Genomic DNA, 25,877 nt, shown 5'->3' on the forward strand with positions numbered 1-25,877 from the left:
ATCCCTCCCTACCTGTCCAGCAATTCCGGCCCGCCGGTGATCGCCGGGTCTGGGATGCCGATGGCGTCGGCGTCCTTGCCCGCGAAATCGACCGCGTTCAGGATCGTCTGGATCGCGGCAAGCCGCGCCCGGCGCTTGTCGTCGGACAGGATGACCATCCAGGGCGCGATGGGCGAATGGGACCGGTTCAGCGTGTCGCGAATGGCATGGGTATAGTCGTCCCATTTCGCCAGGCCGTCCACGTCGATCCGGGACAGCTTCCACTGTTTCAGCGGGTCGGCCTCTCGGTCCAGGAAGCGGCGCAGCTGTTCGGCGCGGCCCACGTCCAGCCACAGCTTGACCAGGATGATGCCGTCATCGACCAGCATCTGTTCGAAATCGGGTAGCTGGCGGAAGAAGGCATTGCGCTGATGTTCGGTGGAAAATCCGAAGACGCGCTCGACGATGCCGCGGTTGTACCAGCTGCGGTCGAACAGCGCGATTTCGCCCTGCGCGGGCAGCCAGTCCACGTAACGCTGGAAATACCATTGCCCTGCTTCGCGTTCCGTTGGGGTGGGCAGGGCGACAATGGCGGCAGAACGCGGGTTCAGGTTTTCTCGCGTGCGTTCGATCGTGCCGCCCTTGCCGGCGGCGTCGCGCCCCTCGAACAGGACGACCAGCCGCTTGCCGGTCGCCGCCACGTCATGCATCAGGCGCACCAGTTGCAATTGCAGCCGGTCCATCTGCGCCTCGTAGGACTTCTTGTCCATCTCGGTGCGATAAGGATAGGTCGGGTCCAGGACCTGATCCTTGGCGGCATTCTCCAGGGCTTTCCTGATATCCTTGGGCGCGGCCTTCAGCGCCTCGGTGATCTTGCCGACCAGGGGCAGGTCCGGGATCTCCGTCATGTTTTATCCTTCGCCGATGCGGGACAGGTCGTATTCGGTCGTCTGATAGATCTCGTTGATCCAGTTACCGTAAAGCAGATGCGCATGGCTGCGCCAGCGGTTCGAAGGCGCCCGCGCCGGATCGTCGTCGGGGTAATAGTTCAAGGGCACGTTGATCGGCTTTCCGGCCTCGACGTCGCGATCGTATTCCTCCTTGAGGGTCGTGCTGTCATATTCGAAATGGTTGAAGATATACAGTGCGCGATGGCCCGGATCCTCCAGCAGGCAGGGGCCGCACTGGTCGCTGGCCAGCAGCGTGCGCAGGGCGGGGCGGGCGTCAACGTCGGCCTGCCGGATCTCGGTCCAGCGGCTGACGGGCACCAGCACGTCGTCGGAAAAGCCCCGCAGATAGGGCGAGGCCGGGGCCAGGTTGCGGTGGCGGAAGCAGCCGAAGGCCTTGTGCTCCAGTGGGTGCTTTTCCAGCCGGTGGAAATGCCAGGCCATCGCCATGCCCCCCCAGCAGACGCCGAAGGTCGAATGGACATGGCTTTGCGTCCAGTCGAAGACGCGGGTCAGTTCGTCCCAATAAGTCACATCCTCGAAGGGCAGCAGTTCCACCGGGGCGCCGGTGATGACAAGGCCGTCGAACTTTTCGCCCGTGGCCTCGACCTCGCGGAAGGGGCGATAGAAGCTTTCCATGTGGTCGGCCGCCGTGTTGCGGCTTTCGTGGTCGGACATGCGGATCAACTGGAAATCGATCTGCAGGGGCGTGGCCCCGATCAGCCGGGCAAACTGGTTTTCCGTCTGGATCTTCTTGGGCATCAGGTTCAGAAGCCCGATCCGCAGCGGCCGGATGTCCTGCGTCGCGGCCCGGCCCGGAGACATCACCATCACGCCTTCGTCCGACAGGATGCGATAGGCGGGCAGGTTCTCGTTCAGGGTGATGGGCATCTGCTTATTCCTTGCGGTCTATGGCGCGGGCGATCAGGGCGTCGAAATCCGCCGGACTGCGGACTTCGGCCACCTCCTCGGCCAGGACGGTGACGCCGCGCCGCGCCATCGCCTGATAGCGCGGCTGGCGATGGGCCAGGGCGCGCGCATAGGTCCAGCGGATGAAGTCGTCGGGATTGACCTCGTCCCCGTCCAGGCCCTTTTCGACCCGATAGGCGATCCAGGCCTTTTCCAGGAACTGGGGCTGGTAATACATGGGCTTGGGCGCCCGGTCGAAGCGGCGCACCAGTTCGGCGGTATGGGCGTCCGACCCCTTGATCCAGACCATCAGCAGGTCGCGTTCAAGCGCGGACAGCACCGGATCGGCGGGATCGTCGGGGTCCACGACCTCGCAGATGGACCCGCCTGAATCGCAGACGAAATGCGGGATGGCGTAGATGTCGCGGGCGCGGTCCATGAAGTGCCGCGTGTCCAGCAGCGCCGCCATTTCCGCCCGCCGGTGCTGGTTCTGGCGCAGGCAGTATTCGTCAAAAGGCAGGCCCCCGCGCGACGGGCTGCCGGGCTTGCCCAGATAGGTGGACAAGGGCGCCAGGTTGTCGAAGGTGATGTTCGAGGCAATATAGACGCTGTCGGACAGCAGAAGCTCGCGCAGGAAGGGGACCTTCATCGCCTCGCGCTTGAAGTTGTCGGCGATGAACTCGCCCATGTAGCGGGTGCCGATGCGGTAATCGACGCTGTAGTGGAACCAGTCGCCCGCCTCGCGCAGCATGTTGGCCAGAAAGGTCTTGCCCAGGCCCGACATCCCGAACAGCACGACGCGCTTGGCGCTTGCCCCCAGCCAGTCGCTGCCGCTGCGATAGATCATCGGATGTTCCCTCGTTTCGGGCGCATAGGTAATGCGGGGTCCGTGAAAAGCAAAGGCCCCGCCGAAGCGAGGCCCTGTTGTCATGATAGATGCGGCGTCAGAAGCTGTAGCCGATGCGGACGCCGACGCCCCAAAGATCGTTGTCTTCCATGATGGCGCGTGCCTCGTCGGGCGTACCAGTCTCGGGACGAGCATCGCCCAGCTTGGAATAGTTGATGCCCGTCGTGATCTTGATGTTGTCCATGGTATAGATCGCGGCCAGCGTGATCCCCTTGCGACCGTTGGTCGGCGCCAAAGGGGACACCAGATCATCCCCCGTAGGTTCGTAGACGAAGGAGGCCGAACCGGACCAGTTTTCTGTGAATTTGCGCCCGATGCCGATTGTGTAGGTCGTGGTATTTTCTAGATCGACTAGTCCCGCGCCAGTGACGGCGGTGAAGACCTGGGGATCCACCCGAAACTCCGACCATTTTACCCAGCGGATCGATCCGAACAACAGCGTATCGGCGGCAATGCCGGTCTGTCCTTCAAGCGTTACCGATTGAGGAGTCTTGACGGTGGTCGTGCTTTCTAGACCCGGGGCGATGTTCTCGGATGTGTCGAAATCGTGTTCCACTGACGAATTGTAGGTCAGCGAGACGCGTGCTGCGATTTCCGGCATCTCATAGGCAGCGCCCAGAACATAGCCGACCCCCCAGGCATCATCCAGGGTGACTTCATAGCCCGACACGCCATTCGGAGGCGGGCCGCCATAGGCCAGACCGTTCAGACTGACCAACCCGCTTGCCTTGGACCCGCGAATACCGCCATGCACCGAAAAGTTGTTGTCGAAGCGATAACGTCCCAATGCGGTGAATGTCGTGGAGTCGACGGTCGCCCGCGTCCCGCCAAGAAGGGGCGAACCACCTTCTGCCACTGACGGATAGAGGATATCCGCCCCGAACGGCTGTTCGACAATGAAAGCGCCCGACAGGTTGTCCGTGAACTGATGCTTGTAAGCCAGTCCGACGAAGCCATAGCCCTGTGCCACATCCCCTGTTGGCGTCCCCCCTGGGTAAAAGCCTTCAATCGGCCTGTCAGTCCCCTCGACCGTTGGATCAGCACCGCCAAAGCTCAATTCCGCATAATTCCCCTGCTCGAACAGCACGGCCAGCGACTGGGGCGCGCGTTCGATGCCGCCGGCGACCAGCGGGGATGCGGTGATCAGCAGAACCGCGCTGCCGGACATTATTTTTTTCATAGGTTCCTCCCTTGGCAGCCATTCGACCGCTGGATTCGAGCTTACCGCCGATGTTCTTCGAATCAATTGAGGGTGCAATATGACGCGGCGTCCGGACCTCATGCGGCGTGCGCTAGTGGCATTGCGGCAACTTTCGGTTGCGGGCAATCGACGCGGCAGCGAAGATTTTCACCGGCCCGTACTGGACAAGCCGCCCGGCGCGTGAAAGGGGAAACTGCCAAACGAAATTGACGCAAGGATACCTCCCATGCAGATTCGTGAGGCGCTTACTTTCGACGATGTGCTTCTGGTTCCCGCCGCATCCACGGTCATGCCCTCGACCGCCGATGTGACGACGCGGGTGACCCGCGCCATCGCGATGAACATCCCGCTTCTGTCCTCGGCCATGGACACGGTCACCGAAAGCCGCATGGCGATCGCGATGGCGCAGGCGGGCGGCATGGGCGTGATCCACCGCAACCTGACCGCAGATCAGCAGGCCGACGAGGTCCGCCGCGTCAAGCGCTTCGAATCCGGCATCGTCTATAACCCGATCACGCTGCGGGCCGATCAGACCGTCGGCGATGCGCGGGCCTTCCAGGAACGCTTCAATGTCACGGGCTTTCCGGTCGTGGACGAACAGGGCCGCGTCGTGGGCATCGTGACGAACCGCGACATGCGCTTTGCCAGCGACGACCGCACCCCGGTGCGGGCCGTCATGACCGCCGACAACCTGGCCATGCTGACCGAACCCGCCGACCGCCAGCAGGCCATCGGCCTGATGAAGGAACGCCGGATCGAGAAGCTGCTGATCACCGACGGCCATGGCAAGCTGACCGGCCTGCTGACCCTGAAGGATACCGAGAAATCGGTCCTGAACCCGCTGGCCTGCAAGGACGACCTGGGGCGTCTGCGGGTCGCCGCCGCATCCACCGTCGGCGACGAGGGGTTCGAGCGCAGCCAGGCCTTGATCGAGGCTGGTGTGGACATGGTGGTGATCGACACCGCCCATGGCCATTCGGCCGGCGTCGCCAAGGCGGTGGAACGCGTCAAGATGTTCTCGAACGAGGTGCAGGTGGTCGCGGGCAACGTCGCCACGGCCGAGGCCACGCGGGCGCTGATCGACGCGGGCGCCGACGCGGTCAAGGTGGGCATCGGGCCGGGGTCGATCTGCACCACACGGATCGTCGCGGGCGTCGGCGTGCCGCAGCTGACGGCGATCATGGATGCAGCATCGGCCGCGGGCGAGGTGCCGATCATCGCGGATGGCGGGATCAAGTTCTCGGGCGATTTCGCCAAGGCCATCGCTGCAGGCGCAAGCTGCGCCATGGTGGGCAGCGCCATCGCCGGCACGGATGAATCGCCGGGCGAGGTGATCCTGTACCAGGGCCGCAGCTTCAAGTCCTATCGCGGCATGGGCAGCCTTGGCGCCATGGCGCGCGGTTCGGCCGACCGCTATTTCCAGAAGGACGCCGCGACCGACAAGCTGGTCCCCGAAGGAATCGAGGGGCAGGTGCCCTACAAGGGCACGGCCAATGCCGTCATCCACCAGCTGGTGGGCGGCTTGCGCGCGGCCATGGGCTATACCGGCTGCGCCACGGTCGAGGAGATGCGCCGGAACTGCCAGTTCGTGCGCATCACCGGCGCGGGGCTGAAGGAAAGCCACGTCCACGACGTGCAGATCACGCGGGAAAGCCCGAATTACAGGATGGGCTGACGATATGGAAAAGGCCGGTCGCTTGACCGGCCTTTCTTCTTATTCCTCGTCGTTGTCGGCGACGTCCGCGATGTCGTCCAGCGACACGTCGCCGTCGTCATCGTCTTCTTCCAGCAGGTCGTCGTCCAGTTCGCCCGCATCATCGCCCAGATCCTCGTCATCGTCGACCAGATCCTCGTCGTCGCGAACGGCGGTCTTTTCGGTGACCAGCGTCTTGCCGCGGCTATCGGTCAGGCTTTCCAGCGTGAACGTGTTCCCGCAGGCGGGGCAGGTCATCGGATTGGCGCGCAGGTCATAGAAGCGCGTCGCGCAGTGCGGGCACAGGCGTTTCGTGCCCCATTCCTCTTTGGGCATGGCTTTCTCCTTCCGCCGCGTTTAGGGAAATCGGTGGTCCCCCTGCCACAGGCGCGGGGGGGTGTCAAAGGCTTTTCTGACAGGGACGGCGGGGCAGGGCAAGGGCAGGCGGATGGCCGAGGCGTTCACCATCGCCAATGGGTTGCGGATCACGCTGCGCCGGTCGGCCCGGGCGCGGCGCATGGTGCTGCGGGTGCCGCGCGACGGCGGGCCGGTGGTGCTGACGCTGCCTGCCCATGTCGCGCTGTCCGATGGCGCGGCCTTCGCCGAGGCGAAATCGGCCTGGCTGATGCAGGCGACCCAGCGGCGCCCTGCGCCCAGCATCGTTCGACACGGCGCGGTCCTGCCGGTCGCCGGGGTGCCGCTGGTCCTGACCCCTGGCGCGGTGCGCGCCGCGTCGATCGAGGGCGAGGCCCTGCTTCTGCCCGCCAGCCGGCCGACAGGGCCTGTCGTTCAGGCTTACCTGAAGCACCGGGCGCTGGCCGACCTGCGCGCCGCCTGCGACCGCCATGCCAAGGCGCTTGGCCGTCCCTATCATGCCATCGTGCTGCGCGATACGCGGTCTCGATGGGGAAGCTGCACCTCGGACGGGCGGCTGATGTTTTCCTGGCGGCTGGCGATGGCGCCGCCTGCGGTGCTGGACTATGTCGCCGCGCATGAGGTCGCACATCTGCTGCATATGGATCATTCCCCGCGCTTCTGGGCAGCGGTGGCCAGGCTGATGCCGGATTACGCACGGCACCGCGACTGGCTGAAGCGGCATGGGGCGGATCTGATGGCCTGGCAGTTCCGTGAGCCTGCCGGGGATTGACGAGGACAGGATTTGTGATCACAACCGCTCCATGAACGCCCCCGCCCGATCCACCGATCCTTCGGCCCATGAAAAGCTGTATCGCAACCTGCGCAGCCGGATCATGCTGGGCGAGCTTCCGCCCGGCAAGCCGCTGACACTGCGCGGCATCGCCCGCGAATACCACCTGTCCATGACCCCCGCGCGAGAGGCCGTGCGCCGCCTTGTGGCCGAAGGCGCGCTGACCCTGTCGGCATCGGGCCGGGTGACCACGCCCGCCCTATCGGACGAGAGGATAGAGGAACTGGCCGCCCTGCGCGCCCTGATCGAGCCCGAACTGGCCGCCCGCGCCCTGCCGCGCGCGCATTTCGCGCTGATCGACCGGCTGGCGCAGATGAACGCCCGCATCGCCGATGCCGTGGAAAACCACGACGCCGTGGGCTATATCCGCTGCAACCTGGACTTTCACCGGATGCTGTATCTGCGGGCGCAGGCGCCGGCGATGCTGGCGATGCTGGAAACGATCTGGCTGCAACTGGGGCCGACGATGCGCGCCCTTTATGGGCGGGTGAAGCGGAACGAGCCTCCGCGTCACCACCGCATGATCCTGGCGGCGCTGCGGGCGGGCGACGAACCCGCCCTGCGGCTGGCCGTGCGCGCCGATGTCACGCACGGTCTGCGGCACCTGACTTCTGGTTAGGATCGGGGCTAGCTGCGGCCCATCTGGGGCATCTGCATCTGCGGCATCTGCGGCAGGCCCAACCCGCCAAAGCCCAGCGTCGGGATCTCGGACGGGATGATGCGGGTGTATTTTGTGCCCTCGATCGACGCGCCGGCCATCAGGCCCGCCTGGCCGAAGATCATCGCCACGACCGGAAGCTGTGCGGTGATCGTGTCCGCGCCAAGCGCCATGCCGCCCTGCGGGATCGCGTAGAAGGCGTTGGCCCCCGCTAGCCAGCCGGGCGAGGCACGGAAGGATGCAAGCGCCCCGTCGGTCTGGAAGATCAGCACATGCGCATATTGCTGGGCCCCCGCCTGAAAGCCCACCGTCGCGCGGGTGGCGGAATAGTAATCCACCGTCGCCCCGCCGATCCGCAGCGCGCCTTGGCCATAGGCGCCGCCCACGCCAAGCGCGGCCTCGGTCATCAGGGGCATGTACAGGACGCCGCGCGCGTTCTGCACCAAAGCTTGTGCGGAAGGATAGTTCTGAATCAGGTAGTTGTGCGTCTCATCCACCCGCGCATCCAGTTGCGCCCCTGCGTTGGTTCCGACCGCGTTGCTGCACCCGGCAAGCGCCAGGGCGGCGGTGCCGGCCGCGCCCTTCAACAGCAAGCGTCGGTCGATCCTGGTCTGGAAAAGGCTGCTCATCACTTGTCCCCACGTGTCGCGCCGGATGCCCGGCATTTTTCGGCGAATGTAGGGGATATGACGCGTCCTGTCACCCGCCCCGATGGGGCCGGGCGACGGATCGCCTGCGCTCAGGCGCGGGCCGCGATCGCCTCGGCCACAAGCGGCGCGAAATAGGTCAGGATGCCGTCGCAGCCTGCCCGACGGAAGCACAGAAGGCTTTCGAACATCGCATCGCGCGACAGCCAGCCGTTGCGGATCGCGCCTTCCAGCATCGCGTATTCGCCGCTGACCTGATAGGCGAAGGTGGGCGCGCCAAACTGGTCCTTCACGGCGCGGCAGATGTCCAGATAGGGCAAGCCGGGCTTGACCATGACCATGTCCGCGCCCTCGGCCAGGTCGCGGGCCACGCAGCGGATTGCCTCGCCCCGGTTGGCGGGATTGACCTGATAGGTCTTCTTGTCGCCCACCAGCCGACCCGAGGCACCCACCGCGTCCCGGAACGGCCCATAGAAGCTGGAGGCGAACTTGGCCGCATAGGACAGGATCGCCGTGTGCTTGTGGCCCGCCTGTTCAAGGGCCGACCGCAGCGCGCCGATGCGGCCGTCCATCATGTCAGACGGCCCCAGGATGTCGGCGCCGCTTTCCGCCTGGGCCAGGGCCATGCGGACAAGGGCCTCGACCGTTTCGTCATTCAGGATTTCGCCGTTCACGACGATGCCGTCATGGCCGTTGGCGTTATAGGGATCCAGCGCGATGTCGGTCATCACCGCCAGGTCCGGCGCGACCTCCTTGACGGCGCGGATGGCGCGGTTGCCGATATTGTCGGGATCCCATGCGCGTTCGCAGGTTTCCGTCTTAAGATCCTGGTCGGAATGGGGAAAGATGCAGATGGCCGGGATGTTCAGCCGGGCCGCCAGTTCGGCCGCCCGCTTGGCCCCGTCCAGCGTAAGCCGTTCCACGCCGGGCATGGAGGCGATCTCCCCTTCGGCCCCCGGAACCTCGGTCACGAAGATCGGCCAGATCAGGTTCGCGGGCGTGACGTCGCATTCCGACACCATCGCGCGGATCGCGGGCGTCCGGCGCAACCGGCGCAGGCGTGCGGCGGGAAAGGGGGCGATGATCGGCGTCGGCATGGCGGGCTTCCTTTTCGGGGCGGCTTTTCCTTCGGCAACAGCCGTTCTAAGGTCGCGCGCGATCAAGGACAAGGAAGCCCTCGTGCCGCAATTCGATAGCCTGGTGGGCTTTCTGGACAGCCGGTCCTTTGGCACGGTCTGGTATTGGCTGGTGGTGATCGGCCTGTGGTCCTTTACCGGCCGCGCCATCATCGGCGTCCCGGTCGAGGTCCTGGGCCGCGCGCGCACCGCCCTGGCCGAGGACAAGGCCGACGCGCCGGTCGTGCTGCACCTGCTGGACTGGCTGTCGCTTGTGCTGCCCCGCTGGCAGCTTGGGGGTCGCGAGGGCGCGGTGCTTCTGGCCGTGACGGGCTTCGGGCTGACCTCGCTTGCCATCATGGGGATCGGCTATGGGCTGGAACTGGCGCTTGCGGCCTTCCTGCTGCTGCTTCCCCTGGCGATCCTGTTCTGGATGCGGGTGCTGCTGGCCCGCCGCCTGATGCCCCTGCTGGCCGCCGCCGAACAGGGCACCCGCCCGGTCCCCGAAGCCGCCGCCGAGGCCGTGCGCCGCATGGTGATCCACCGTCGGCTGGTCACGCTGCTGTCGATGCTGGCCGTGGCCATCACCGCGATATGGGGGGCGCTGTGGTCGGTGATCCATCCCTATGGCTTCTGACCTTGACACCGCCGCGCGGCGCTTTACCTCACCCCCATGGCCGAACACCTGATCCTTTCCGGCGCGCCCGAGGGCTATGACGCCGCCCTGATCGCGCGCGAGGCTGCGCGTCCCGAAAACAACGCCAAGCCCGTGATCCACATCGCCCGCGACGACCGGCGCATGGCGGCGATGCGCGCGGCCCTGGCCTTTCTGGCGCCATGCCTTGCGGTGCTGGATTTCCCGGCCTGGGACACGACGCCCTACGACCGCATCTCGCCCTCGCCCGATATCCAGGCGGCGCGGATGGCGACGCTGGCCGGGCTGGCGCAGGGGGCGGTCAAGGGGCCCTTCGTGCTGCTGACCACGCTGAACGCGGTGATGCAGCGGGTGCCCCCGCGCAATCTGGTGGCCGCGGCCAGCTTCACGGCCCGCGTAGGCGACCGCATCGACGAGGGTGCCTTGCGCGATTTTCTGGTGCGCATGGGCTTTACCCAGTCGCCCACTGTGACGGAACCCGGCGACTACGCCGTGCGCGGCGGCATCATCGACATCTTCCCGCCCGGCGAATCCGGCCCGATCCGGCTGGACTTGTTCGGCGACGTGCTGGACGGCGCCCGCCGCTTCGATGCCGAGACGCAGCGCACCACCGAGAAGCTGTCGCGGATCGAGCTTGCCCCCATGTCCGAGGTGATCCTGGATCAGGACGCGATCACCCGCTTCCGCCAGAATTACCGCACGGAATATGGCGGCGGGACCAACGATCCGCTGTATGAAAGCGTCAGCGCGGGCCGCAAGACGGCGGGGATGGAGCATTGGCTGCCCTGGTTCCACGACCGTATGGAAAGCCTGTTCGACTATCTGCCCGGCGCCTCGGTCGTGCTGGACGACCACATCGGGCAGGTAATCGACGCCCGCCGCGGCATGATCCGCGAACAGTTCGAGGCCCGAAGGGCCGCGATGGCCGCCAAGGGTCGCAGCGACACGGTCTACAAGCCCGTGCCGCCAGACGCGATGTTCCCCACGGAAGGGGAATGGGCTTCCTGGGTGGCGGCGCATCGGGTGCTGCGGCTAGCGGTGCTGCCGCAGCCTCCGGGGCCGGGCGTGCTGGATGCGGGCGGGCGCGTGGGCCGCAACTTCGCGCCCGAGCGTCAGTCCGAAAGCGTCAACCTGTTCAGGGCGTTGGCCGATCATGTGAAGGTGCTGTCGAAGGACCACCGGGTGGTCGTCGCCAGCTTCTCGGACGGTGCGCGGGAGCGTCTTTCGGGTCTTCTGGCCGACGAGGGCCTGGCGGGCGCGAAACCGATCGGCGATCTGCGCGACCTGTCCGACAAGCCCGGCACTGTAGGCTTGGCCGTCTGGCCGCTGGACGAAGGTTTCGTGGCAGACGGGCAGGCGCTTGGCAAGCTGGCGGTGATTTCCGAACAGGACGTGCTGGGCGACCGGCTGATCCGGGGCGCTAAGAAGCGCCGAAAGGCCGACAACTTCCTGAAGGATACCACCAGCCTGACGCCGGGCGATCTGGTGGTCCATGTCGAACACGGCGTCGGCCGTTACACGGGGCTTGAGACGATCAAGGCCATGGGCGTGCCGCACGACTGCGTGGCCTTGGAATATGCGGGCGGCGACCGGCTGTACCTGCCGGTCGAGAACATCGAACTGCTGTCCCGTTACGGGCACGAGGAAGGCTTGCTGGACCGGCTGGGTGGGGGGGCTTGGCAGGCGCGGAAGGCGCGGCTCAAGGAACGCATCAAGCTGATCGCCGACAAGCTGATGCGCGTCGCCGCCGAACGCCTGCTGCGCCCCGCCCCCGTGTTGGAGCCAGAGGATCACGACTGGCAGGCCTTCGCAGCCCGCTTCCCTTATTCCGAGACCGAGGACCAGATGTCCGCCATCGAGGACGTGGCCGAGGATCTGGCGGCAGGGCGCCCGATGGACCGCCTGATCGTGGGCGATGTGGGCTTCGGCAAGACCGAGGTCGCCATGCGCGCGGCCTTCATCGCCGCCAGCCAGGGGATGCAGGTGGCGGTCGTGGCGCCGACCACGCTGCTGGCGCGCCAGCACTTCAAGACTTTTGCCGAACGCTTCCGCGGCACCGCGATCTGCGTGCGCCCCTTGTCGCGCTTCGTGTCGGCCAAGGACGCCGCCAAGACCCGCGAGGGGCTGTCTGATGGCTCGGTGGACATCGTCGTGGGCACCCATGCGGTGCTGGCCAAGGGCGTGCGCTTCAAGAACCTCGGCCTGCTGATTATCGACGAGGAACAGCATTTCGGCGTGGCCCACAAGGAACGGCTGAAGGAACTGCGCAGCGACATCCACGTCCTGACGCTGACCGCGACGCCCATCCCGCGCACGCTGCAACTGTCGCTGACCGGCGTGCGCGACCTGTCAGTAATCGGAACCCCGCCGGTGGACCGCCTGTCGATCCGCACCTATGTCAGCGAATTCGACAGCGTCACCGTGCGCGAAGCCCTGCTGCGCGAGAAATACCGTGGCGGGCAAAGCTTCTTCGTCGTCCCGCGTCTGGCAGATCTGCCCGATGTGGAACACTGGCTGAAGGAGAACATGCCGGAACTGAACTACCTCGTCGCCCACGGCCAGCTTGCGGCGGGCGATCTCGACAGCCGGATGAACGCCTTCTACGACGGCAGCCACGACGTTCTGCTGGCGACGACCATCGTGGAAAGCGGGTTGGACATCCCGACCGCCAACACCATGATCGTCTGGCGCGCCGACATGTTCGGCCTGGCGCAGCTTTATCAGATCCGGGGCCGCGTGGGCCGGTCGAAGACCCGCGCCTATTGCTATCTGACAACCAAGCCCCGCCAGCCGCTGACCCCCCAGGCCATGCGGCGGCTGAAGTTCCTGGGCAGCATCGACGGCCTGGGTGCAGGCTTCAATCTTGCCTCGCAGGACTTGGACCTGCGCGGCGCGGGCAACCTGCTGGGCGAGGAACAATCGGGCCATATCAAGGAGGTGGGCTTCGAACTTTACCAGCAGATGCTGGAGGAAACCATCGCCAAGCTGAAATCCGGCGAGATCGAGGGCACGCCCGAGGACGAATGGGCACCGCAACTGAACCTGGGCGTCCCGGTCACCATCCCCGAAAGCTATATCCCCGACTTGGACGTGCGGCTTGGCCTTTACCGCCGCCTGTCCGGCTTGACCACCAAGGTCGAGCTTGAGGGCTTTGCGGCCGAGCTGATCGACCGTTTCGGGGCGCTTCCGCGAGAGGTGAACACCCTGCTGCTGGTGATCCGCATCAAGGCGATGGCCAAGCGGGCCAACATCTCGCGCCTGGATGCCGGGCCGAAGGGTGCCACGGTGCAGTTCCACATGGACAAGTTCCCGAACCCCGCGGGCCTGGTCGAGTTCATGAACGACAATCGCTCGCGGGCGAAGATCACCGGCAACAAGATCTTTGTCGCGGAGGACTGGAAGTCCGACACGGACCGGATCAAGGGCGCCTTCGCCGTCGCCCGCGATCTGGCCGCCAAGGCCAAGGCCGCAAGGTGACGGAACAGGTCCGGTTCGATCGGGGGCCGCTGCCGGGCGGGACGCTGTTTGCCGCCCCCCGCATGGTGATCCGCGCGGACAGCCCTGTGGGCGTCGGGCCGGCGCTGCTGGCGATCGAGGCCGCGCGGGCGCAGGGCCTGTGGGTCGCGGGATACCTGTCCTATGAACTGGGCCACGCGCTGACGCCGAAGCTTGCCCCCCTGATGCCTGCCCAGCGGGGCTGCCCGCTGATCCTGATGGGCGTCTTCGACCGCCCGCTCCCCGCGCCCGCCTTGCCCGAACCGGCCGGCGTGCGGATAGGACCGGCCCGGCCGCTGTGGTCGCGGGCGCGCTATGACGCGGCCATTGACGCGGTGCGGGCCTGTATCGCGGCGGGCGACTGTTACCAGATCAACCTGACCTTTCCGATGCTGGCCGAGGTCGCGGGCGATCCGCTGGCGATCTATGCGGCCCTTGCCGCGCGACAGCCAGTAGGCGAGGGCGCCTTTGTCGATCTGGGCGGGCCGGTCGTGCTGTCGCGCAGCCCGGAACTGTTCTTCGCCGTCGATGCCGAACGCATGATCGAGACGCGCCCGATGAAGGGCACCGCCGCGCGGTCCCCCGATCCCGCCGAGGACGAGGGCAATGCCCGCAGCCTGCCGGCCTCGGAAAAGAACCGGGCCGAGAACCTGATGATCGTGGACCTTCTGCGCAACGACCTGTCGCGCATCTGCCTGCCGGGCAGCGTCCGCGTGCCGAAACTGTTTCACGTCGAAACTTATGCCACGGTTCACCAGATGATCTCGACCGTGACGGGGCAGCTTGCGCCTGGTGCCGGCTTTGCAGACATCCTGCGTGCGATCTTTCCCTGTGGCTCGATCACCGGGGCGCCCAAGATCCGCGCGATGGAGATCATCGCCGAACTGGAAGGGGCGCCACGCGGCGTCTATTGCGGCGCAATCGGCTGGATGGACCCGGCGGGGCCCATGCGCTTTTCGGTCGCGATCCGCTCGCCGGTGCTGGAGGCGCCGGACCGGCTGCGGCTGAATGTCGGCGGCGGCATTACCCACGACAGCCGTGCCGGTTCCGAATGGGAGGAAGCATTGTGCAAGGCCGCATTCCTGGACCTGTCCCCGAAGGCCTGACCGTCTTCGAAACCATGCGCGCCGAACCCGACGGGCGCATCGCGCTGTGGCCGCTGCATCTGGACCGGCTGCGGGCGGGCTGCGCGGCGGTGGGCTTGGCCCTTGACGACGCGCGGGTGATGGCGGTCCTGGCCGGGCTGCCGCGCGGCCGGGTGCTGCGGGCGCGGCTGGCGGTGGATGCGGCGGGCCAGGTCGCGCTGACTTATCAGCCATTGCCGCCGAACCCCGCGGTCTGGCAGGTCATCGTCTCGGATCACCGGCTGGACAGCGCGGATCCCTGGCTGCGGGTCAAGACATCGCACCGGCCGGTCTATGAGCGCGCCCGTGTGGCCCTTCCCGCAGGGGTGGACGAGGCGATCCTGATGAACGAAGGCGGGGAGGTCTGCGAGGGCACGATCACCAGCCTGTTCCTCCGGCGCGGCGACCGCCTGCTGACACCGCCGCTGTCCTGCGGGCTGCTGCCCGGCGTTTTGCGCCGGTCGCTGCTCGAAGCGGGCCGGGCCGAGGAGGCGCGGCTGATGCCCGACGATCTGCGCGACGGAGAGATCCTGATGGGCAATGCCCTGCGCGGGCTGATCCCGGCGCGGCTGCTTTAGGGCCAGCGTTTCACGCCCCCGTCGAGGGGGCCGGAAACACCAAGCCTTCGGCTTGCCGCCCGCCGCAAAAGGAAAGCCCCGCCGCGACTGGGTCGGGCGGGGCCTTGTTCTTGTAGACCGATCAGTCGGCGGTCAGAAGCGGTGTCTTGGACTTGCCGATCCGCGGGGCATCGGGGCCGGTGATGTCGAAGGCGGGCTTGTCGTCCTCGATCTTGACGCGGACCACGCCGCCCTTGGTCAGCCGGCCGAACAGCAGTTCCTCGGCCAGCGGCTTCTTGATGTGCTCCTGGATCACGCGGCCCAGGGGACGGGCGCCCATCTTGTCGTCGTAACCCTTTTCGGCCAACCAGTCGGCGGCTTCGGGGGTCAGCTCGATATGGACGTTGCGGTCCATGAGCTGCGCTTCCAGTTGCAGCACGAACTTCTCGACCACATGGACCACCACGTCGCGCGACAGCGCGGCAAAGCTGATGATCGCGTCCAGGCGGTTGCGGAACTCGGGCGTGAAGGTCCGCTCGATGGCGGCGGTATCCTCGCCTTCGCGCTTGTCGCGGCCGAAACCGATCGCGGCCTTCTGCATGTCCGACGCGCCGGCGTTCGAGGTCATGATCAGGATCACGTTGCGGAAATCCACCTGCCGGCCGTTGTGGTCGGTCAGCTTGCCGTGGTCCATCACCTGCAGCAGGATGTTGTAGACATCCGGGTGCGCCTTCTCGATCTCGTCCAGCAGCAGCACGCAATGCGGGTGCTGGTCCACGCCGTCGGTGAGCATCCCGCCCTGGTCGAAACCGACATAGCCCGGAGGCGCGCCGATCAGGCGGGAAACCGCGTGCTTCTCCATGTATTCCGACATGTCGAAGCGCAGCAGCTCGACGCCCAGGGTCGAGGCCAACTGCTTGGCAACCTCGGTCTTGCCGACGCCCGTGGGCCCGGCGAACAGATAGTTGCCGATGGGCTTTTCGGGTTCGCGCAGACCCGCCCGGGCCAGCTTGATGGCCGAGGACAGGGCGGTGATCGCCGCGTCCTGGCCGAAGACCACGCGCTTGAGGGTCGTCTCCAGGTCGCGCAGAACCTCGGCGTCGTCCTTGCTGACGTTCTTCGGCGGGATGCGGGCGATCTTGGCCACAACGGCCTCGATCTCCTTGGGGCTGATCGTCTTGCGCCGCTTGCTTTCGCTGACCAGGTGCTGGGCCGCACCCGCCTCGTCGATGACGTCGATGGCGCTGTCGGGCAGCTTGCGGTCGTTGATATAGCGGCTGGCCAGTTCCACCGCCGACTTGATCGCGTCATTGGTGTAGCGCAGGTCGTGATGCTTTTCGAAAGACGGCTTCAGCCCCATCAGGATCTTGATGGTGTCGGCCACGGTGGGCTCGTTCACGTCGATCTTCTGGAACCGGCGCGACAGGGCGCGGTCCTTTTCAAAATGCTGGCGGAACTCTTTATACGTCGTCGAGCCCATGCAGCGCAGCTTGCCGCCAGACAGCGCGGGCTTCAGCAGGTTCGACGCATCCATCGCCCCGCCCGAGGTCGCGCCCGCACCGATGACGGTGTGGATCTCGTCAATGAACAGGATCGCGTCCGGGTGGTTCTCCAACTCCTTCACGACGGCTTTCAGCCGTTCCTCGAAATCGCCGCGATAGCGGGTGCCTGCCAGCAGCGCGCCCATGTCGAGCGAGAAGATCGTGGCACCGGCCAGCACGTCGGGGGTTTCCCCACGCGTGATCTTCAGCGCAAGACCTTCGGCGATGGCGGTCTTGCCCACGCCGGGATCGCCCACCAGAAGCGGGTTGTTCTTGCGGCGGCGGCACAGGACCTGGATCGCACGTTCCACCTCGGCCTCGCGCCCGATCAGCGGGTCGATGTCGCCTTTCTTGGACTTGGCATTCAGGTCCACGCAGTACTTGCCAAGGGCGGTTTCATCCTTGGCTTCGGGCGCGGCCTCGGCCTGCTTCTGTTCGGGCTCGTCCGACCCCACAACCTTGCGGTTCTCGTTGAAGGATGGGTTCTTCGCCACGCCATGTGCGATGAAGTTGACCGCGTCGTAACGGGTCATGTCCATTTCCTGCAGGAAGAAGGCCGCGTTGGATTCGCGTTCGGCAAAGATCGCGACCAACACATTGGCGCCCGTGACCTCTTGCCGGCCCGAGCTTTGGACATGGATGGCGGCACGCTGGATCACCCGCTGGAAGGCGGCGGTCGGCACGGCCTCGGACCCTTCCACGTCGGTGATCAGCGTCGAAAGATCGTCCTCGATGAAGTCGATCAGCAGCTTGCGCAGTTCGTCCAGGTCGACATTGCAGGCCCGCATCACCTTGACCGCGTCCGGTTCCTCGGTCAGGGCCAGCAGAAGGTGTTCGAGCGTGGCAAGCTCGTGTCGATGTTCGTTCGCCAGGGCAAGCGCCTGGTGAATGGCCTGTTCCAGTGAGGTCGAGAAGCTTGGCACGGTCGTCTCCTGTCAGTCGACTGGCGGTATGGGCATATCTTGTGCCCACCTGCCCAGACTGTCACGATACAGTTAAGATTTGGTGGATTTCGGCTGGCATCAAGTGGTTTTTCGTCCACATGCCGCGTTTTTCCCACGGTTGAGGCAGATGTGATGCCTCGCCGTGCGGATTTCAAGCGCGGCGATGGGGGCGACGATTTCGCTTGCCTTCAGAAGCTGTCCTTCATCGCGCGAAGGCGGGCAAAGACCTCGGCATCGGGCGCATCTTCCATGCCCAGGCTGGCGCGGAGATGGCTGACGCGCAGGAAGGGATTCGTTTCGCGTTCCAGCGAAAGGGGCGCGGGGGCGCAGGGCTGTTCCTTCATCTGCACGGCCCCGAGCCGGTCCCGCAGCGCCTGGTTGTCGGGATCGACCGACAGGGCGAAGGCTCCGTTGCCCGCGCAATAGTCGTGGCCCGAGCAGATCAGCGTCTCCGGGGGCAGGGCGTTCAGGCGCGACAGGCTGGCCCACATCATTTGCGGCGTGCCTTCGAACAGCCGGCCGCAGCCCAAGGCCATCAGGCTGTCGGCGGTGAAGGCAAAGCCGGACTGAGGAAAGTGGAAGGCGACATGGCCGACGGTGTGGCCGGACACGTCGATGATCTCGACCGGCTCGCCCAGCACCTCCAGCGGCTCGCCGGGGGCCACGCGCAGGTCCAGCGGTGGCAGGCGGTGCGCGTCGGCGGCGGCGCCTATCACCATGGCCCCGGTTCCGGCCACGATCTCGGCCACGCCGTCCACATGGTCCGAATGGTGATGCGTCAGCAGGATCGCGGACAGGCCCCAGTCGCGGGCGGCCAGTTCGCGCAGGATTGGCATCGGCTCGGGGGCGTCGATCAGGACAGTGCCTTCCTCGCCGTGCAGCAGATAGGCATAGTTGTCCTTCAGGCAGCGCAGCGTGACCAGTTCCAGCGGCATTGGCAAAGTCCCTTTCCTGTGATGTGGTCGAGCCTGTCAAAACCCGGGCCGGGGCGCAATGCACCACGATATCACCGACCTTCGCCAGTTCTATTACCAGCGGTCCCTGGGCCGCGTGGTTCAGCGGATCCTGCGCGACCGGCTTGTCACCCGCTGGCCGCCGGGTGGCTGCACCGGCATGACGGTGGCGGGATTCGGCTTTGCAGCGCCGATGCTGCGCCCCTATCTGACGACGGCGCGGCGGGTCACGGCGCTGATGCCCGGCCCCCAGGGGGTCATGGCCTGGCCCGCCGGGATGCCCAACCACAGCGTCCTGTGCGACGAGACCGCATGGCCGCTGGAAGCCGGCAGCGTGGACCGGCTTGTCATCCTCCACGGCCTTGAGACCAGCGACGATCCCAAGGCCCTTCTGGCCGAGGCCTGGCGTGTGCTAGGGCCGGGCGGGCGGATGATCGTGATGGTCCCGAACAGGGCGGGGCTTTGGGCTGCGTCCGACCGCACGCCCTTCGGCCTTGGCCGCAGCTATACCGCCGGCCAGATCGAGACCCAGGCCCGGCGGGCGGGCTTTGTCCCCGAATGGCACGGATCGGCCGTCTACATCCCGCCGTCCGACCGCCGCTTCTGGCTGGGCAGCGCCCAGATGTGGGAACGGACGGGAAAGCGCATCAGCCGCGTCCTGATCGCGGGCGTGGTCCTGATCGAACTGTCCAAGCAGGTCCGCGCCCCCATCGGCCCCGAGATGCGCGTCCACGTCCCCAGCCCGCGCGAGATCCTGGACGGCGTCGTCGGCCCGCGCCCGGCGCGTGCCCCCTTTGGGCGGAACGTGCAGCATCTGCGGGACGGAAAGCAGGACCCGTCTCGAATCGTGTCCACCTGTCCATAAGGTGAACTGACGGAGGGCGCCCATCTGGCCTATAGCCGTAGGGGTAACGAGTTCGCTGCTTTTTGTGTCGCTCCGCCCTCCGTTCCCTATCGGCGTGGCGGAAAGTCGTCCAAGTATCGTTCCCAGTTGCGCCCGGCGCATGGGGGCAGTCTTTGGCTGGTCCCTGCGCCGGGCGGTTTTCATGTAATTGCAAAGCCCCGTGGCGCCCGTCTGCGCTGCGTTCAGCATGGTCCGGAAGGGGCTGGCCGGGGTGCGCTGCGACAGCCTGTCGCACCCTGCCGGGCCTGCCATGCGCGGCGATCGGCCGGGGCCGGATCCGAAGGTCGCAACCCTCTCATTTCCGTGCGCTATCCGGTTGCCCGGCCCGCATTCACCTGCTAGAGACGCCGCAGATTTCCGAACGGCCCTCCATAAGCCGTGCGAATGCGACCCGCACCCCGCGACAGACCGGCAGCAAACCGGCCCGCCAGTGGGGTTTGCGCAAACCGTAAAGGATGACCGTGGCCAACTCTGTTTCCATGTCCCAGAGCATCGCCGGGCGCTATGCGCAGGCCGTCTTCGACATCGTCAAGGAAGACGGGGGCCTGGACGCCCTGGCTCAGCAGACCGAGGATCTGGGATCGGCGCTGAAGGACAGCGCTGACTTGCGCGCCTTGATCAGCTCTCCCATCTATACCCGTGACGACCAGTCGCGCGCGATCGCAGCGTTGTCGCAGCGGATGGGCCTGTCGCCGGTGCTGGCCAACACGCTTCAGTTGATGGCCCGTAACCGCCGCCTGTTCGTGCTGCCGCAACTGGCGCGCCAGTTGCAGGCGCTGATCGCCGAGGAGCGGGGCGAAGTCACCGCCGAGGTGACAAGCGCCGTGGCCCTGACCGACGACCAGCAGACCCGCCTGCGCGACACCCTGGCGCAGAAGTCGGGCAAGAAAGTGAAACTGAACACCCGCGTCGATGAGGCTCTTATCGGCGGCATGATTGTCAAGCTGGGTTCGCAGATGATCGACAGTTCGATCCGCTCGAAGCTCGCTTCCCTCCAGAATGCTATGAAAGAGGTCGGATAATGGGAATCCAGGCAGCCGAGATTTCGGCCATCCTCAAGGATCAGATCAGGAATTTCGGTCAGGAAGCCGAAGTGGCCGAAGTGGGCCAGGTGCTGTCCGTCGGTGACGGCATTGCCCGCGTCTACGGCCTCGACAAGGTGCAGGCCGGCGAGATGGTCGAGTTTCCGGGCGGCGTCCGGGGCATGGTGCTGAACCTCGAAACCGACAACGTCGGCATCGTGATCTTCGGCGACGACCGCGACATCAAGGAAGGCGACACCGTCAAGCGCACCCGCTCCATCGTGGACGTGCCGGTCGGCAAGGGCCTGCTGGGCCGCGTCGTGGACGCGCTTGGCAACCCGATCGACGGCAAGGGCCCGATCGAGTACACCGAGCGCCGCATCGCCGACGTGAAAGCCCCCGGCATCATGCCGCGCAAGTCGGTGCACGAGCCGATGGCGACCGGCCTCAAGTCCGTCGACGCCATGATCCCGGTCGGCCGTGGCCAGCGCGAACTGATCATCGGCGACCGCCAGACCGGCAAGACCGCGATCGTTCTGGACACGATCCTGAACCAGCAGAACTACAACGGCCGCGAGGCCGAGGGCATGAAGACCCTGCACTGCATCTATGTCGCTGTGGGCCAGAAGCGTTCGACGGTGGCCCAGCTGGTCAAGAAGCTGGAAGAAACCGGCGCCATGGCCTACACGACTGTCGTCGCCGCGACCGCCTCCGACCCCGCGCCGATGCAGTTCCTGGCGCCCTATTCGGGCACCGCGATCGGCGAATACTTCCGCGACAACGGCATGGACGCGCTGATCATCTATGACGACCTGTCCAAGCAGGCCGTGGCTTACCGCCAGATGTCGCTGCTGCTGCGCCGTCCGCCCGGCCGTGAAGCCTATCCCGGCGACGTGTTCTACCTGCACTCGCGCCTGCTGGAGCGTTCGGCCAAGCTGAACGAGGCCAATGGCGCAGGCTCGCTGACCGCTCTGCCGATCATCGAGACGCAGGCGGGCGACGTGTCGGCCTATATCCCGACCAACGTGATCTCGATCACCGACGGCCAGATCTTCCTGGAAACCGAACTGTTCTTCCAGGGCATCCGCCCTGCCGTGAACACCGGTCTGTCCGTGTCCCGCGTGGGTTCTGCCGCTCAGACCAAGGCGATGAAGTCGGTCGCGGGTCCGGTCAAGCTGGAACTGGCCCAGTACCGCGAGATGGCGGCCTTCGCCCAGTTCGGGTCCGACCTCGACGCGGCGACGCAGCGCCTGCTGAACCGCGGTTCGCGCCTGACGGAACTGATGAAGCAGCCGCAGTATCGTCCGCTGACGAACGCCGAGATCGTGATCGTGATCTATGCCGGCACCAAGGGTTATATCGACAACGTGCCGGTGCGCGACGTCGTTGCCTGGGAAGACGGGCTGATCCAGTTCCTGCGCAACCAGAAGGCCGACCTGCTGGACGACATGACCCGCAACGACCGCAAGGTTTCGGGCGATCTGGAAGACGCGATCAAGGCCGCTCTGGACGCATACAACAAGACCCGCGCCTGAGAGGGGGAATAGATGCCCAGTCTCAAGGACCTCAAGAACCGGATCGGAAGCGTCAAGAACACGCGGAAGATCACGAAGGCGATGCAGATGGTCGCCGCCGCGAAGCTGCGCCGTGCGCAGGACGCGGCGGAAGCCGCGCGCCCCTATGCCGACCGGATGGCGGCGGTGATGGCCGGACTGACCGCGAATGCGGCCGGTTCGTCCTCGGCGCCGCGCCTGCTGGCCGGGACGGGCGCCGACCGCAAGCACCTGCTGGTCGTCATGACCTCGGAGCGCGGGCTGGCCGGCGGCTTCAACAGCTCCATCGTCAAGCTGGCGCGGCTGCACGCCGACCGCCTGCGCGGCGAGGGCAAGGAAGTCGCGATCCTGACCGTCGGCAAGAAGGGCCGCGAACAGCTGAAGCGTGAATACGGCAGCCTGTTCGTCAGCCATGTCGACATGTCCGAGGTCAAGCGCGTGGGCTATGACAATGCCCGCGCCATTGCCGAGGACGTGCTGGACCGCTTCGAGGCCGGCGATTTCGATGTGGCAACGATCTTCTACAACCGCTTCGAATCGGTGATCAGCCAGGTTCCGACCGCGCGCCAGATCATCCCGGCCGAAGTGCCCGAAGGCGAAGCGGCTGGCGGCGGGTCCGACCTCTATGAATACGAACCCGGCGAAGAGGCCATCCTGGCCGACCTGCTGCCGCGTTCGGTCGCGACGCAAATTTTCGCGGCGCTTCTGGAAAATGCGGCTTCCGAACAGGGGGCGCGGATGACGGCCATGGACAACGCCACGCGCAACGCAGGCGACATGATCGACCGACTGACGACCGAGTACAACCGCTCGCGCCAGGCTGCGATCACCAAGGAACTCATCGAAATCATCTCGGGCGCCGAGGCGCTCTGACACGTAGGGGTAGAGACATGGCAGAGGCCAATGGTAAAATCACGCAGGTGATCGGCGCCGTCGTTGACGTGCAGTTCGACAATCACCTGCCCGCGATTCTGAACGCGCTTGAAACCACCAACAACGGCAAGAAGCTGGTCCTGGAAGTGGCCCAGCATCTTGGCGAGAACACCGTCCGCACCATCGCCATGGATTCGACCGAAGGTCTGGTCCGCGGCGAGCGTGTGACCGACACCGGCGGCCCGATCACCGTTCCGGTCGGCGACGTGACGCTGGGCCGCATCCTGAACGTCGTGGGCGAGCCCGTGGACGAAGGCGAGCCGCTGGCTGTGTCCGAGCGCCGCGCGATCCACCAGCCCGCGCCCGAGTTCTCGCAGCAGGCGACCTCGTCCGAAATCCTGGTCACCGGCATCAAGGTCATCGACCTGCTGGCCCCGTACTCCAAGGGCGGCAAGATCGGCCTGTTCGGCGGCGCAGGCGTCGGCAAGACCGTTCTGATCATGGAACTGATCAACAACATCGCCAAGGTGCACTCGGGCTATTCCGTGTTCGCCGGCGTGGGTGAACGCACCCGCGAGGGCAACGACCTGTATCACGAGATGGTGGAATCGGGCGTCATCAAGCCGGACAACTTGGCGGAAAGCCAAGTGGCCCTGGTTTACGGCCAGATGAACGAGCCTCCCGGGGCGCGGATGCGCGTCGCCTTGACCGGCCTGACCGTGGCCGAGCAGTTCCGCGACGCCACCGGCACCGACGTCCTGTTCTTCGTGGACAACATCTTCCGCTTCACGCAGGCCGGTTCGGAAGTGTCGGCGCTGCTGGGCCGCATCCCGTCTGCCGTGGGCTACCAGCCGACGCTGGCCACCGACATGGGCGCGATGCAGGAACGCATCACCTCGACCAAGAACGGCTCGATCACCTCGATCCAAGCCGTCTATGTTCCGGCCGACGACCTGACCGACCCGGCGCCCGCCACGACCTTCGCCCATCTGGACGCCACGACCGTTCTGTCGCGCGCGATCTCGGAACTGGGGATCTATCCGGCCGTGGACCCGCTCGACTCGAACAGCCGTATCCTCGACCCGGCTGTCGTTGGCGAGGAGCACTATCAGGTCGCCCGCGACGTTCAGGGCATCCTGCAGAAGTACAAGTCGCTGCAGGACATCATCGCCATTCTGGGCATGGACGAACTGTCCGAGGAGGACAAGCTGACCGTGGCCCGCGCCCGGAAGATCCAGCGTTTCCTGTCCCAGCCCTTCGACGTGGCGAAGGTGTTCACCGGTTCCGATGGCGTCCAGGTGCCGCTGGAAAAAACCATCGCGTCCTTCAAGGCCGTGGTCGCGGGTGAATACGACCACCTGCCGGAAGCCGCCTTCTACATGGTTGGCGACATCGAGGACGTGAAGGCGAAAGCCCAGCGTCTCGCGGCAGAAGCCGCGTAAGGGGGCGAGATGGCCGATACCATGCAGTTCGACCTCGTGTCGCCGGAACGGAGCCTCGCCTCCGTTCCCGTGCGCGAGGTTCGCCTGCCGGGCACGGATGGCGACCTGACCGCCATGCCCGGCCACGCGCCGACCATCGTCACGCTGCGGCCCGGTCTGGTCACGGTGGTGGCGGCCGACGGATCGCAGACCGAGTTCGCCGTCACCGGCGGCTTTGTCGAGATCGGCCCCGATTCGGTCAGCCTGCTGGCCGAACGCGGCCATGCGCGCGACGAGATGACCCAGGACGTCTTCAACGACATGATGGCCGAGGCTCATCGCCGCCGCCGCAGTGCGGAAGCCAAGCGCGACACGGTTGGCGATGACATTGTCACAGCGGCCACCAAGCTGCTGGCCGACATGGAGGCCATGGGCACCCATATCGGCCTTGATCCGAACCAGTCCACCGTTCCCAGCTGAGAACGGCGTCAGCGCAAGAATTGCCCCGGTGCGACAGTCGCACCGGGGTTTTTCTATGCCTGGGGGGGCCGTCCGGTGCCCCGTTCGCGATAGGGCGTGCTGCCGTAGAGCGCCCGGTAGCATTTCGAGAAATGCGAAGGGCTGGAAAACCCCGAGGCGAGCGCGATCTCGATGATCGACATCTCGGTCTGCATCAGCAGGTTGCGCGCGCGTGCTAGCCGGGTTTCCATGTAATACCGCTTGGGGCTGCGGTTCAGATAGCGGCGGAACAGCCGTTCAAGCTGGCGGGTCGACATGCCGGCGTCTTCTGCCAGGCGGGCGGGACTGATCGGATCCTCCAGGTTGCCCTCCATCCGTGCGATGATCGCGGCCAAGCGCGGGTGACGGACGCCGATCCGCGTGGGGATCGACAGGCGCTGACGGTCCTGGTTGGTGCGGATCGTGGTGTGCAGCATCTGGTCGGCGACCTCGGTCGCGATGGCGTCTCCCTGCGCCTCGGCAATCAGGTTCAGCATCATGTCGATGGACGAGGTGCCCCCCGCCGCGGTCAGCCGGTTGCCGTCATTGACGAAGACCGACCGATAAAGATCCACCTGGGGAAAGGCCTCGGCGAAGCCGTCGTGGTTTTCCCAGTGGATCGTGGCCTTGCGGCCATCCAGAAGACCGGCCTCGGCCAGGATCCAGGTGCCGGTGCAGACGGCACCCAGGGTCGGGCCGCTGCGGGCCTGCTTGCGCAGCCAGTTCAGGACAGGCTTCGATGCCTCGCGCGCGATGTCGGTGCCGCCGCAGACGATGATCACGTCTTCCCGCTCGGGGGCCGGATCGGCATCGAGTCCCGCATCCAGGGCCACGCGCGTGCCGTTGGAACAGGCGGCCCATTCCTTGCCCGGTCCGACCAACCGCCAGGAATAAAGCTGCCGCCCGGCGGCGCGGTTGGCCAGCCGCAGCGGCTCGATCGCCGCGGTAAAGGGCAGCATGGTGAAACGGTCCAGCAGCAGGAACGTGAAGCGGCGGGGCTTGTCGGATGTCATGAGGGCAGTCTTCGCGCGAGATCGGGCGACATCATCAGGAAATAACGGCTGCCGCAAGGGG

Annotated in this window: 23 protein-coding genes; 13 read left to right on the forward strand and 10 right to left on the reverse strand. The window is 66.0% G+C overall.

What is annotated here, in order from left to right; genetic code table 11:
* Nucleotides 1-8: 8 nt before the first annotated feature.
* The 4 genes from ppk2 to FIU66_RS05725 all read right to left on the reverse strand — a co-directional run bounded on the left by ppk2 (nucleotide 9) and on the right by FIU66_RS05725 (nucleotide 3,922).
* Nucleotides 9-887, reverse strand: coding sequence for a polyphosphate kinase 2 (gene ppk2 / locus FIU66_RS05710; RefSeq protein ID WP_167621804.1), 879 nt, complete (start codon nucleotides 885-887; stop codon nucleotides 9-11).
* 3 nt (nucleotides 888-890) lie between these two features.
* Complete coding sequence (metA, locus tag FIU66_RS05715) at nucleotides 891-1,817, reverse strand: homoserine O-succinyltransferase (protein WP_167621805.1); 927 nt, start codon at nucleotides 1,815-1,817, stop codon at nucleotides 891-893.
* A gap of 4 nt (nucleotides 1,818-1,821) precedes the next feature.
* Nucleotides 1,822-2,682 (reverse strand): ATPase, encoded by an 861-nt coding sequence (locus FIU66_RS05720; RefSeq protein WP_167621806.1) that lies wholly within the window; start codon nucleotides 2,680-2,682, stop codon nucleotides 1,822-1,824.
* A 97-nt stretch (nucleotides 2,683-2,779) separates the two neighbouring features.
* Complete coding sequence (locus FIU66_RS05725) at nucleotides 2,780-3,922, reverse strand: OmpP1/FadL family transporter (protein WP_167621807.1); 1,143 nt, start codon at nucleotides 3,920-3,922, stop codon at nucleotides 2,780-2,782.
* A 247-nt stretch (nucleotides 3,923-4,169) separates the two neighbouring features.
* On the opposite strand from FIU66_RS05725, the gene guaB reads away from it, so the two are divergent.
* Complete coding sequence (gene guaB / locus FIU66_RS05730; protein ID WP_167621808.1) at nucleotides 4,170-5,618, forward strand: IMP dehydrogenase; 1,449 nt, start codon at nucleotides 4,170-4,172, stop codon at nucleotides 5,616-5,618.
* A 39-nt stretch (nucleotides 5,619-5,657) separates the two neighbouring features.
* Here guaB and FIU66_RS05735 read toward each other — a convergent pair whose 3' ends face one another.
* Complete coding sequence (locus FIU66_RS05735; protein WP_167621809.1) at nucleotides 5,658-5,972, reverse strand: FYDLN acid domain-containing protein; 315 nt, start codon at nucleotides 5,970-5,972, stop codon at nucleotides 5,658-5,660.
* Between the two features lie 112 nt (nucleotides 5,973-6,084).
* Here FIU66_RS05735 and FIU66_RS05740 point away from each other — a divergent pair, with 112 nt between their 5' ends.
* Complete coding sequence (locus tag FIU66_RS05740; protein WP_167621810.1) at nucleotides 6,085-6,783, forward strand: M48 family metallopeptidase; 699 nt, start codon at nucleotides 6,085-6,087, stop codon at nucleotides 6,781-6,783.
* Nucleotides 6,784-6,814: 31 nt separating this feature from the next.
* Entirely contained in the window at nucleotides 6,815-7,462 is a 648-nt protein-coding gene (locus FIU66_RS05745; RefSeq protein ID WP_167621811.1) for a GntR family transcriptional regulator, read from the forward strand.
* 8 nt (nucleotides 7,463-7,470) lie between these two features.
* Here FIU66_RS05745 and FIU66_RS05750 read toward each other — a convergent pair whose 3' ends face one another.
* Entirely contained in the window at nucleotides 7,471-8,130 is a 660-nt protein-coding gene (locus tag FIU66_RS05750; protein WP_167621812.1) for a YSC84-related protein, read from the reverse strand.
* A gap of 110 nt (nucleotides 8,131-8,240) precedes the next feature.
* Nucleotides 8,241-9,245, reverse strand: coding sequence for a porphobilinogen synthase (gene hemB, locus FIU66_RS05755; RefSeq protein ID WP_167621813.1), 1,005 nt, complete (start codon nucleotides 9,243-9,245; stop codon nucleotides 8,241-8,243).
* Between the two features lie 82 nt (nucleotides 9,246-9,327).
* On the opposite strand from hemB, the gene FIU66_RS05760 reads away from it, so the two are divergent.
* Genes FIU66_RS05760 through FIU66_RS05775 form a run of 4 tightly spaced genes read left to right on the forward strand, consistent with a single transcriptional unit; the run spans nucleotide 9,328 to nucleotide 15,115 of the window.
* Nucleotides 9,328-9,900 carry a hypothetical protein gene (locus tag FIU66_RS05760; protein ID WP_167621814.1) on the forward strand — a complete coding sequence of 191 codons (573 nt, stop codon included), beginning with the start codon at nucleotides 9,328-9,330 and terminating at the stop codon, nucleotides 9,898-9,900.
* 36 nt (nucleotides 9,901-9,936) lie between these two features.
* Entirely contained in the window at nucleotides 9,937-13,395 is a 3,459-nt protein-coding gene (mfd, locus tag FIU66_RS05765) for a transcription-repair coupling factor (RefSeq protein ID WP_167621815.1), read from the forward strand.
* On the forward strand, nucleotides 13,392-14,519 hold the full coding sequence (locus tag FIU66_RS05770) for an aminodeoxychorismate synthase component I (RefSeq protein ID WP_167621816.1): 1,128 nt from the start codon (nucleotides 13,392-13,394) through the stop codon (nucleotides 14,517-14,519). Before mfd ends, FIU66_RS05770 begins: the two co-directional genes overlap by 4 nt.
* Entirely contained in the window at nucleotides 14,465-15,115 is a 651-nt protein-coding gene (locus FIU66_RS05775; protein WP_370528947.1) for an aminotransferase class IV family protein, read from the forward strand. The genes FIU66_RS05770 and FIU66_RS05775 overlap by 55 nt, the downstream gene beginning before the upstream one ends.
* A gap of 121 nt (nucleotides 15,116-15,236) precedes the next feature.
* Here FIU66_RS05775 and clpA read toward each other — a convergent pair whose 3' ends face one another.
* Nucleotides 15,237-17,558: an ATP-dependent Clp protease ATP-binding subunit ClpA gene (clpA, locus tag FIU66_RS05780; protein WP_167621818.1), complete on the reverse strand. Its 2,322-nt coding sequence runs from the start codon at nucleotides 17,556-17,558 to the stop codon at nucleotides 15,237-15,239.
* 209 nt (nucleotides 17,559-17,767) lie between these two features.
* Nucleotides 17,768-18,514, reverse strand: coding sequence for a hydroxyacylglutathione hydrolase (gloB, locus tag FIU66_RS05785; RefSeq protein ID WP_167621819.1), 747 nt, complete (start codon nucleotides 18,512-18,514; stop codon nucleotides 17,768-17,770).
* Nucleotides 18,515-18,572: 58 nt separating this feature from the next.
* Between gloB and FIU66_RS05790 the strand changes: the two genes are divergently transcribed.
* From FIU66_RS05790 to FIU66_RS05815, 6 genes are all read left to right on the forward strand, one after another.
* Nucleotides 18,573-19,397 carry a methyltransferase domain-containing protein gene (locus FIU66_RS05790; RefSeq protein WP_167621820.1) on the forward strand — a complete coding sequence of 275 codons (825 nt, stop codon included), beginning with the start codon at nucleotides 18,573-18,575 and terminating at the stop codon, nucleotides 19,395-19,397.
* Nucleotides 19,398-19,891: 494 nt separating this feature from the next.
* Nucleotides 19,892-20,458, forward strand: coding sequence for a F0F1 ATP synthase subunit delta (locus FIU66_RS05795; RefSeq protein WP_167621821.1), 567 nt, complete (start codon nucleotides 19,892-19,894; stop codon nucleotides 20,456-20,458).
* Nucleotides 20,458-21,993, forward strand: a complete 1,536-nt coding sequence (gene atpA, locus FIU66_RS05800) for a F0F1 ATP synthase subunit alpha (protein WP_167621822.1) — start codon at nucleotides 20,458-20,460, stop codon at nucleotides 21,991-21,993. Before FIU66_RS05795 ends, atpA begins: the two co-directional genes overlap by 1 nt.
* Nucleotides 21,994-22,005: 12 nt before the next feature.
* Nucleotides 22,006-22,884, forward strand: coding sequence for a F0F1 ATP synthase subunit gamma (locus FIU66_RS05805; protein ID WP_167621823.1), 879 nt, complete (start codon nucleotides 22,006-22,008; stop codon nucleotides 22,882-22,884).
* Nucleotides 22,885-22,901: 17 nt separating this feature from the next.
* Complete coding sequence (atpD, locus tag FIU66_RS05810; protein ID WP_167621824.1) at nucleotides 22,902-24,326, forward strand: F0F1 ATP synthase subunit beta; 1,425 nt, start codon at nucleotides 22,902-22,904, stop codon at nucleotides 24,324-24,326.
* A gap of 9 nt (nucleotides 24,327-24,335) precedes the next feature.
* Nucleotides 24,336-24,785, forward strand: coding sequence for a F0F1 ATP synthase subunit epsilon (locus FIU66_RS05815; protein WP_167621825.1), 450 nt, complete (start codon nucleotides 24,336-24,338; stop codon nucleotides 24,783-24,785).
* Between the two features lie 53 nt (nucleotides 24,786-24,838).
* On the opposite strand, the gene FIU66_RS05820 is transcribed toward FIU66_RS05815, so the two are convergent.
* Nucleotides 24,839-25,816 (reverse strand): GlxA family transcriptional regulator, encoded by a 978-nt coding sequence (locus FIU66_RS05820; protein WP_167621826.1) that lies wholly within the window; start codon nucleotides 25,814-25,816, stop codon nucleotides 24,839-24,841.
* Nucleotides 25,817-25,877: the final 61 nt, after the last annotated feature.

This window comes from Paracoccus sp. AK26 (assembly GCF_011801365.1).
GTDB lineage: Bacteria > Pseudomonadota > Alphaproteobacteria > Rhodobacterales > Rhodobacteraceae > Paracoccus > Paracoccus aerius.

Excerpts from the sequence above, each read along its gene's own strand:
- gloB (WP_167621819.1), bottom strand. The coding sequence starts at position 18,514 with ATGCCGCTGGAACTGGTCACGCTGCGCTGCCTGAAGGACAACTATGCC.
- FIU66_RS05790 (WP_167621820.1), top strand. The coding sequence starts at position 18,573 with ATGCACCACGATATCACCGACCTTCGCCAGTTCTATTACCAGCGGTCC.
- guaB (WP_167621808.1), top strand. The coding sequence starts at position 4,170 with ATGCAGATTCGTGAGGCGCTTACTTTCGACGATGTGCTTCTGGTTCCC.
- atpA (WP_167621822.1), top strand. The coding sequence starts at position 20,458 with ATGGGAATCCAGGCAGCCGAGATTTCGGCCATCCTCAAGGATCAGATC.
- FIU66_RS05735 (WP_167621809.1), bottom strand. The coding sequence starts at position 5,972 with ATGCCCAAAGAGGAATGGGGCACGAAACGCCTGTGCCCGCACTGCGCG.
- FIU66_RS05795 (WP_167621821.1), top strand. The coding sequence starts at position 19,892 with ATGACCGTGGCCAACTCTGTTTCCATGTCCCAGAGCATCGCCGGGCGC.
- FIU66_RS05740 (WP_167621810.1), top strand. The coding sequence starts at position 6,085 with ATGGCCGAGGCGTTCACCATCGCCAATGGGTTGCGGATCACGCTGCGC.
- metA (WP_167621805.1), bottom strand. The coding sequence starts at position 1,817 with ATGCCCATCACCCTGAACGAGAACCTGCCCGCCTATCGCATCCTGTCG.
- mfd (WP_167621815.1), top strand. The coding sequence starts at position 9,937 with ATGGCCGAACACCTGATCCTTTCCGGCGCGCCCGAGGGCTATGACGCC.
- FIU66_RS05815 (WP_167621825.1), top strand. The coding sequence starts at position 24,336 with ATGGCCGATACCATGCAGTTCGACCTCGTGTCGCCGGAACGGAGCCTC.
- atpD (WP_167621824.1), top strand. The coding sequence starts at position 22,902 with ATGGCAGAGGCCAATGGTAAAATCACGCAGGTGATCGGCGCCGTCGTT.
- FIU66_RS05720 (WP_167621806.1), bottom strand. The coding sequence starts at position 2,682 with ATGATCTATCGCAGCGGCAGCGACTGGCTGGGGGCAAGCGCCAAGCGC.
- FIU66_RS05775 (WP_370528947.1), top strand. The coding sequence starts at position 14,465 with ATGGGAGGAAGCATTGTGCAAGGCCGCATTCCTGGACCTGTCCCCGAA.
- hemB (WP_167621813.1), bottom strand. The coding sequence starts at position 9,245 with ATGCCGACGCCGATCATCGCCCCCTTTCCCGCCGCACGCCTGCGCCGG.
- FIU66_RS05745 (WP_167621811.1), top strand. The coding sequence starts at position 6,815 with ATGAACGCCCCCGCCCGATCCACCGATCCTTCGGCCCATGAAAAGCTG.
- FIU66_RS05805 (WP_167621823.1), top strand. The coding sequence starts at position 22,006 with ATGCCCAGTCTCAAGGACCTCAAGAACCGGATCGGAAGCGTCAAGAAC.
- FIU66_RS05750 (WP_167621812.1), bottom strand. The coding sequence starts at position 8,130 with ATGAGCAGCCTTTTCCAGACCAGGATCGACCGACGCTTGCTGTTGAAG.
- FIU66_RS05725 (WP_167621807.1), bottom strand. The coding sequence starts at position 3,922 with ATGAAAAAAATAATGTCCGGCAGCGCGGTTCTGCTGATCACCGCATCC.
- FIU66_RS05820 (WP_167621826.1), bottom strand. The coding sequence starts at position 25,816 with ATGACATCCGACAAGCCCCGCCGCTTCACGTTCCTGCTGCTGGACCGT.
- ppk2 (WP_167621804.1), bottom strand. The coding sequence starts at position 887 with ATGACGGAGATCCCGGACCTGCCCCTGGTCGGCAAGATCACCGAGGCG.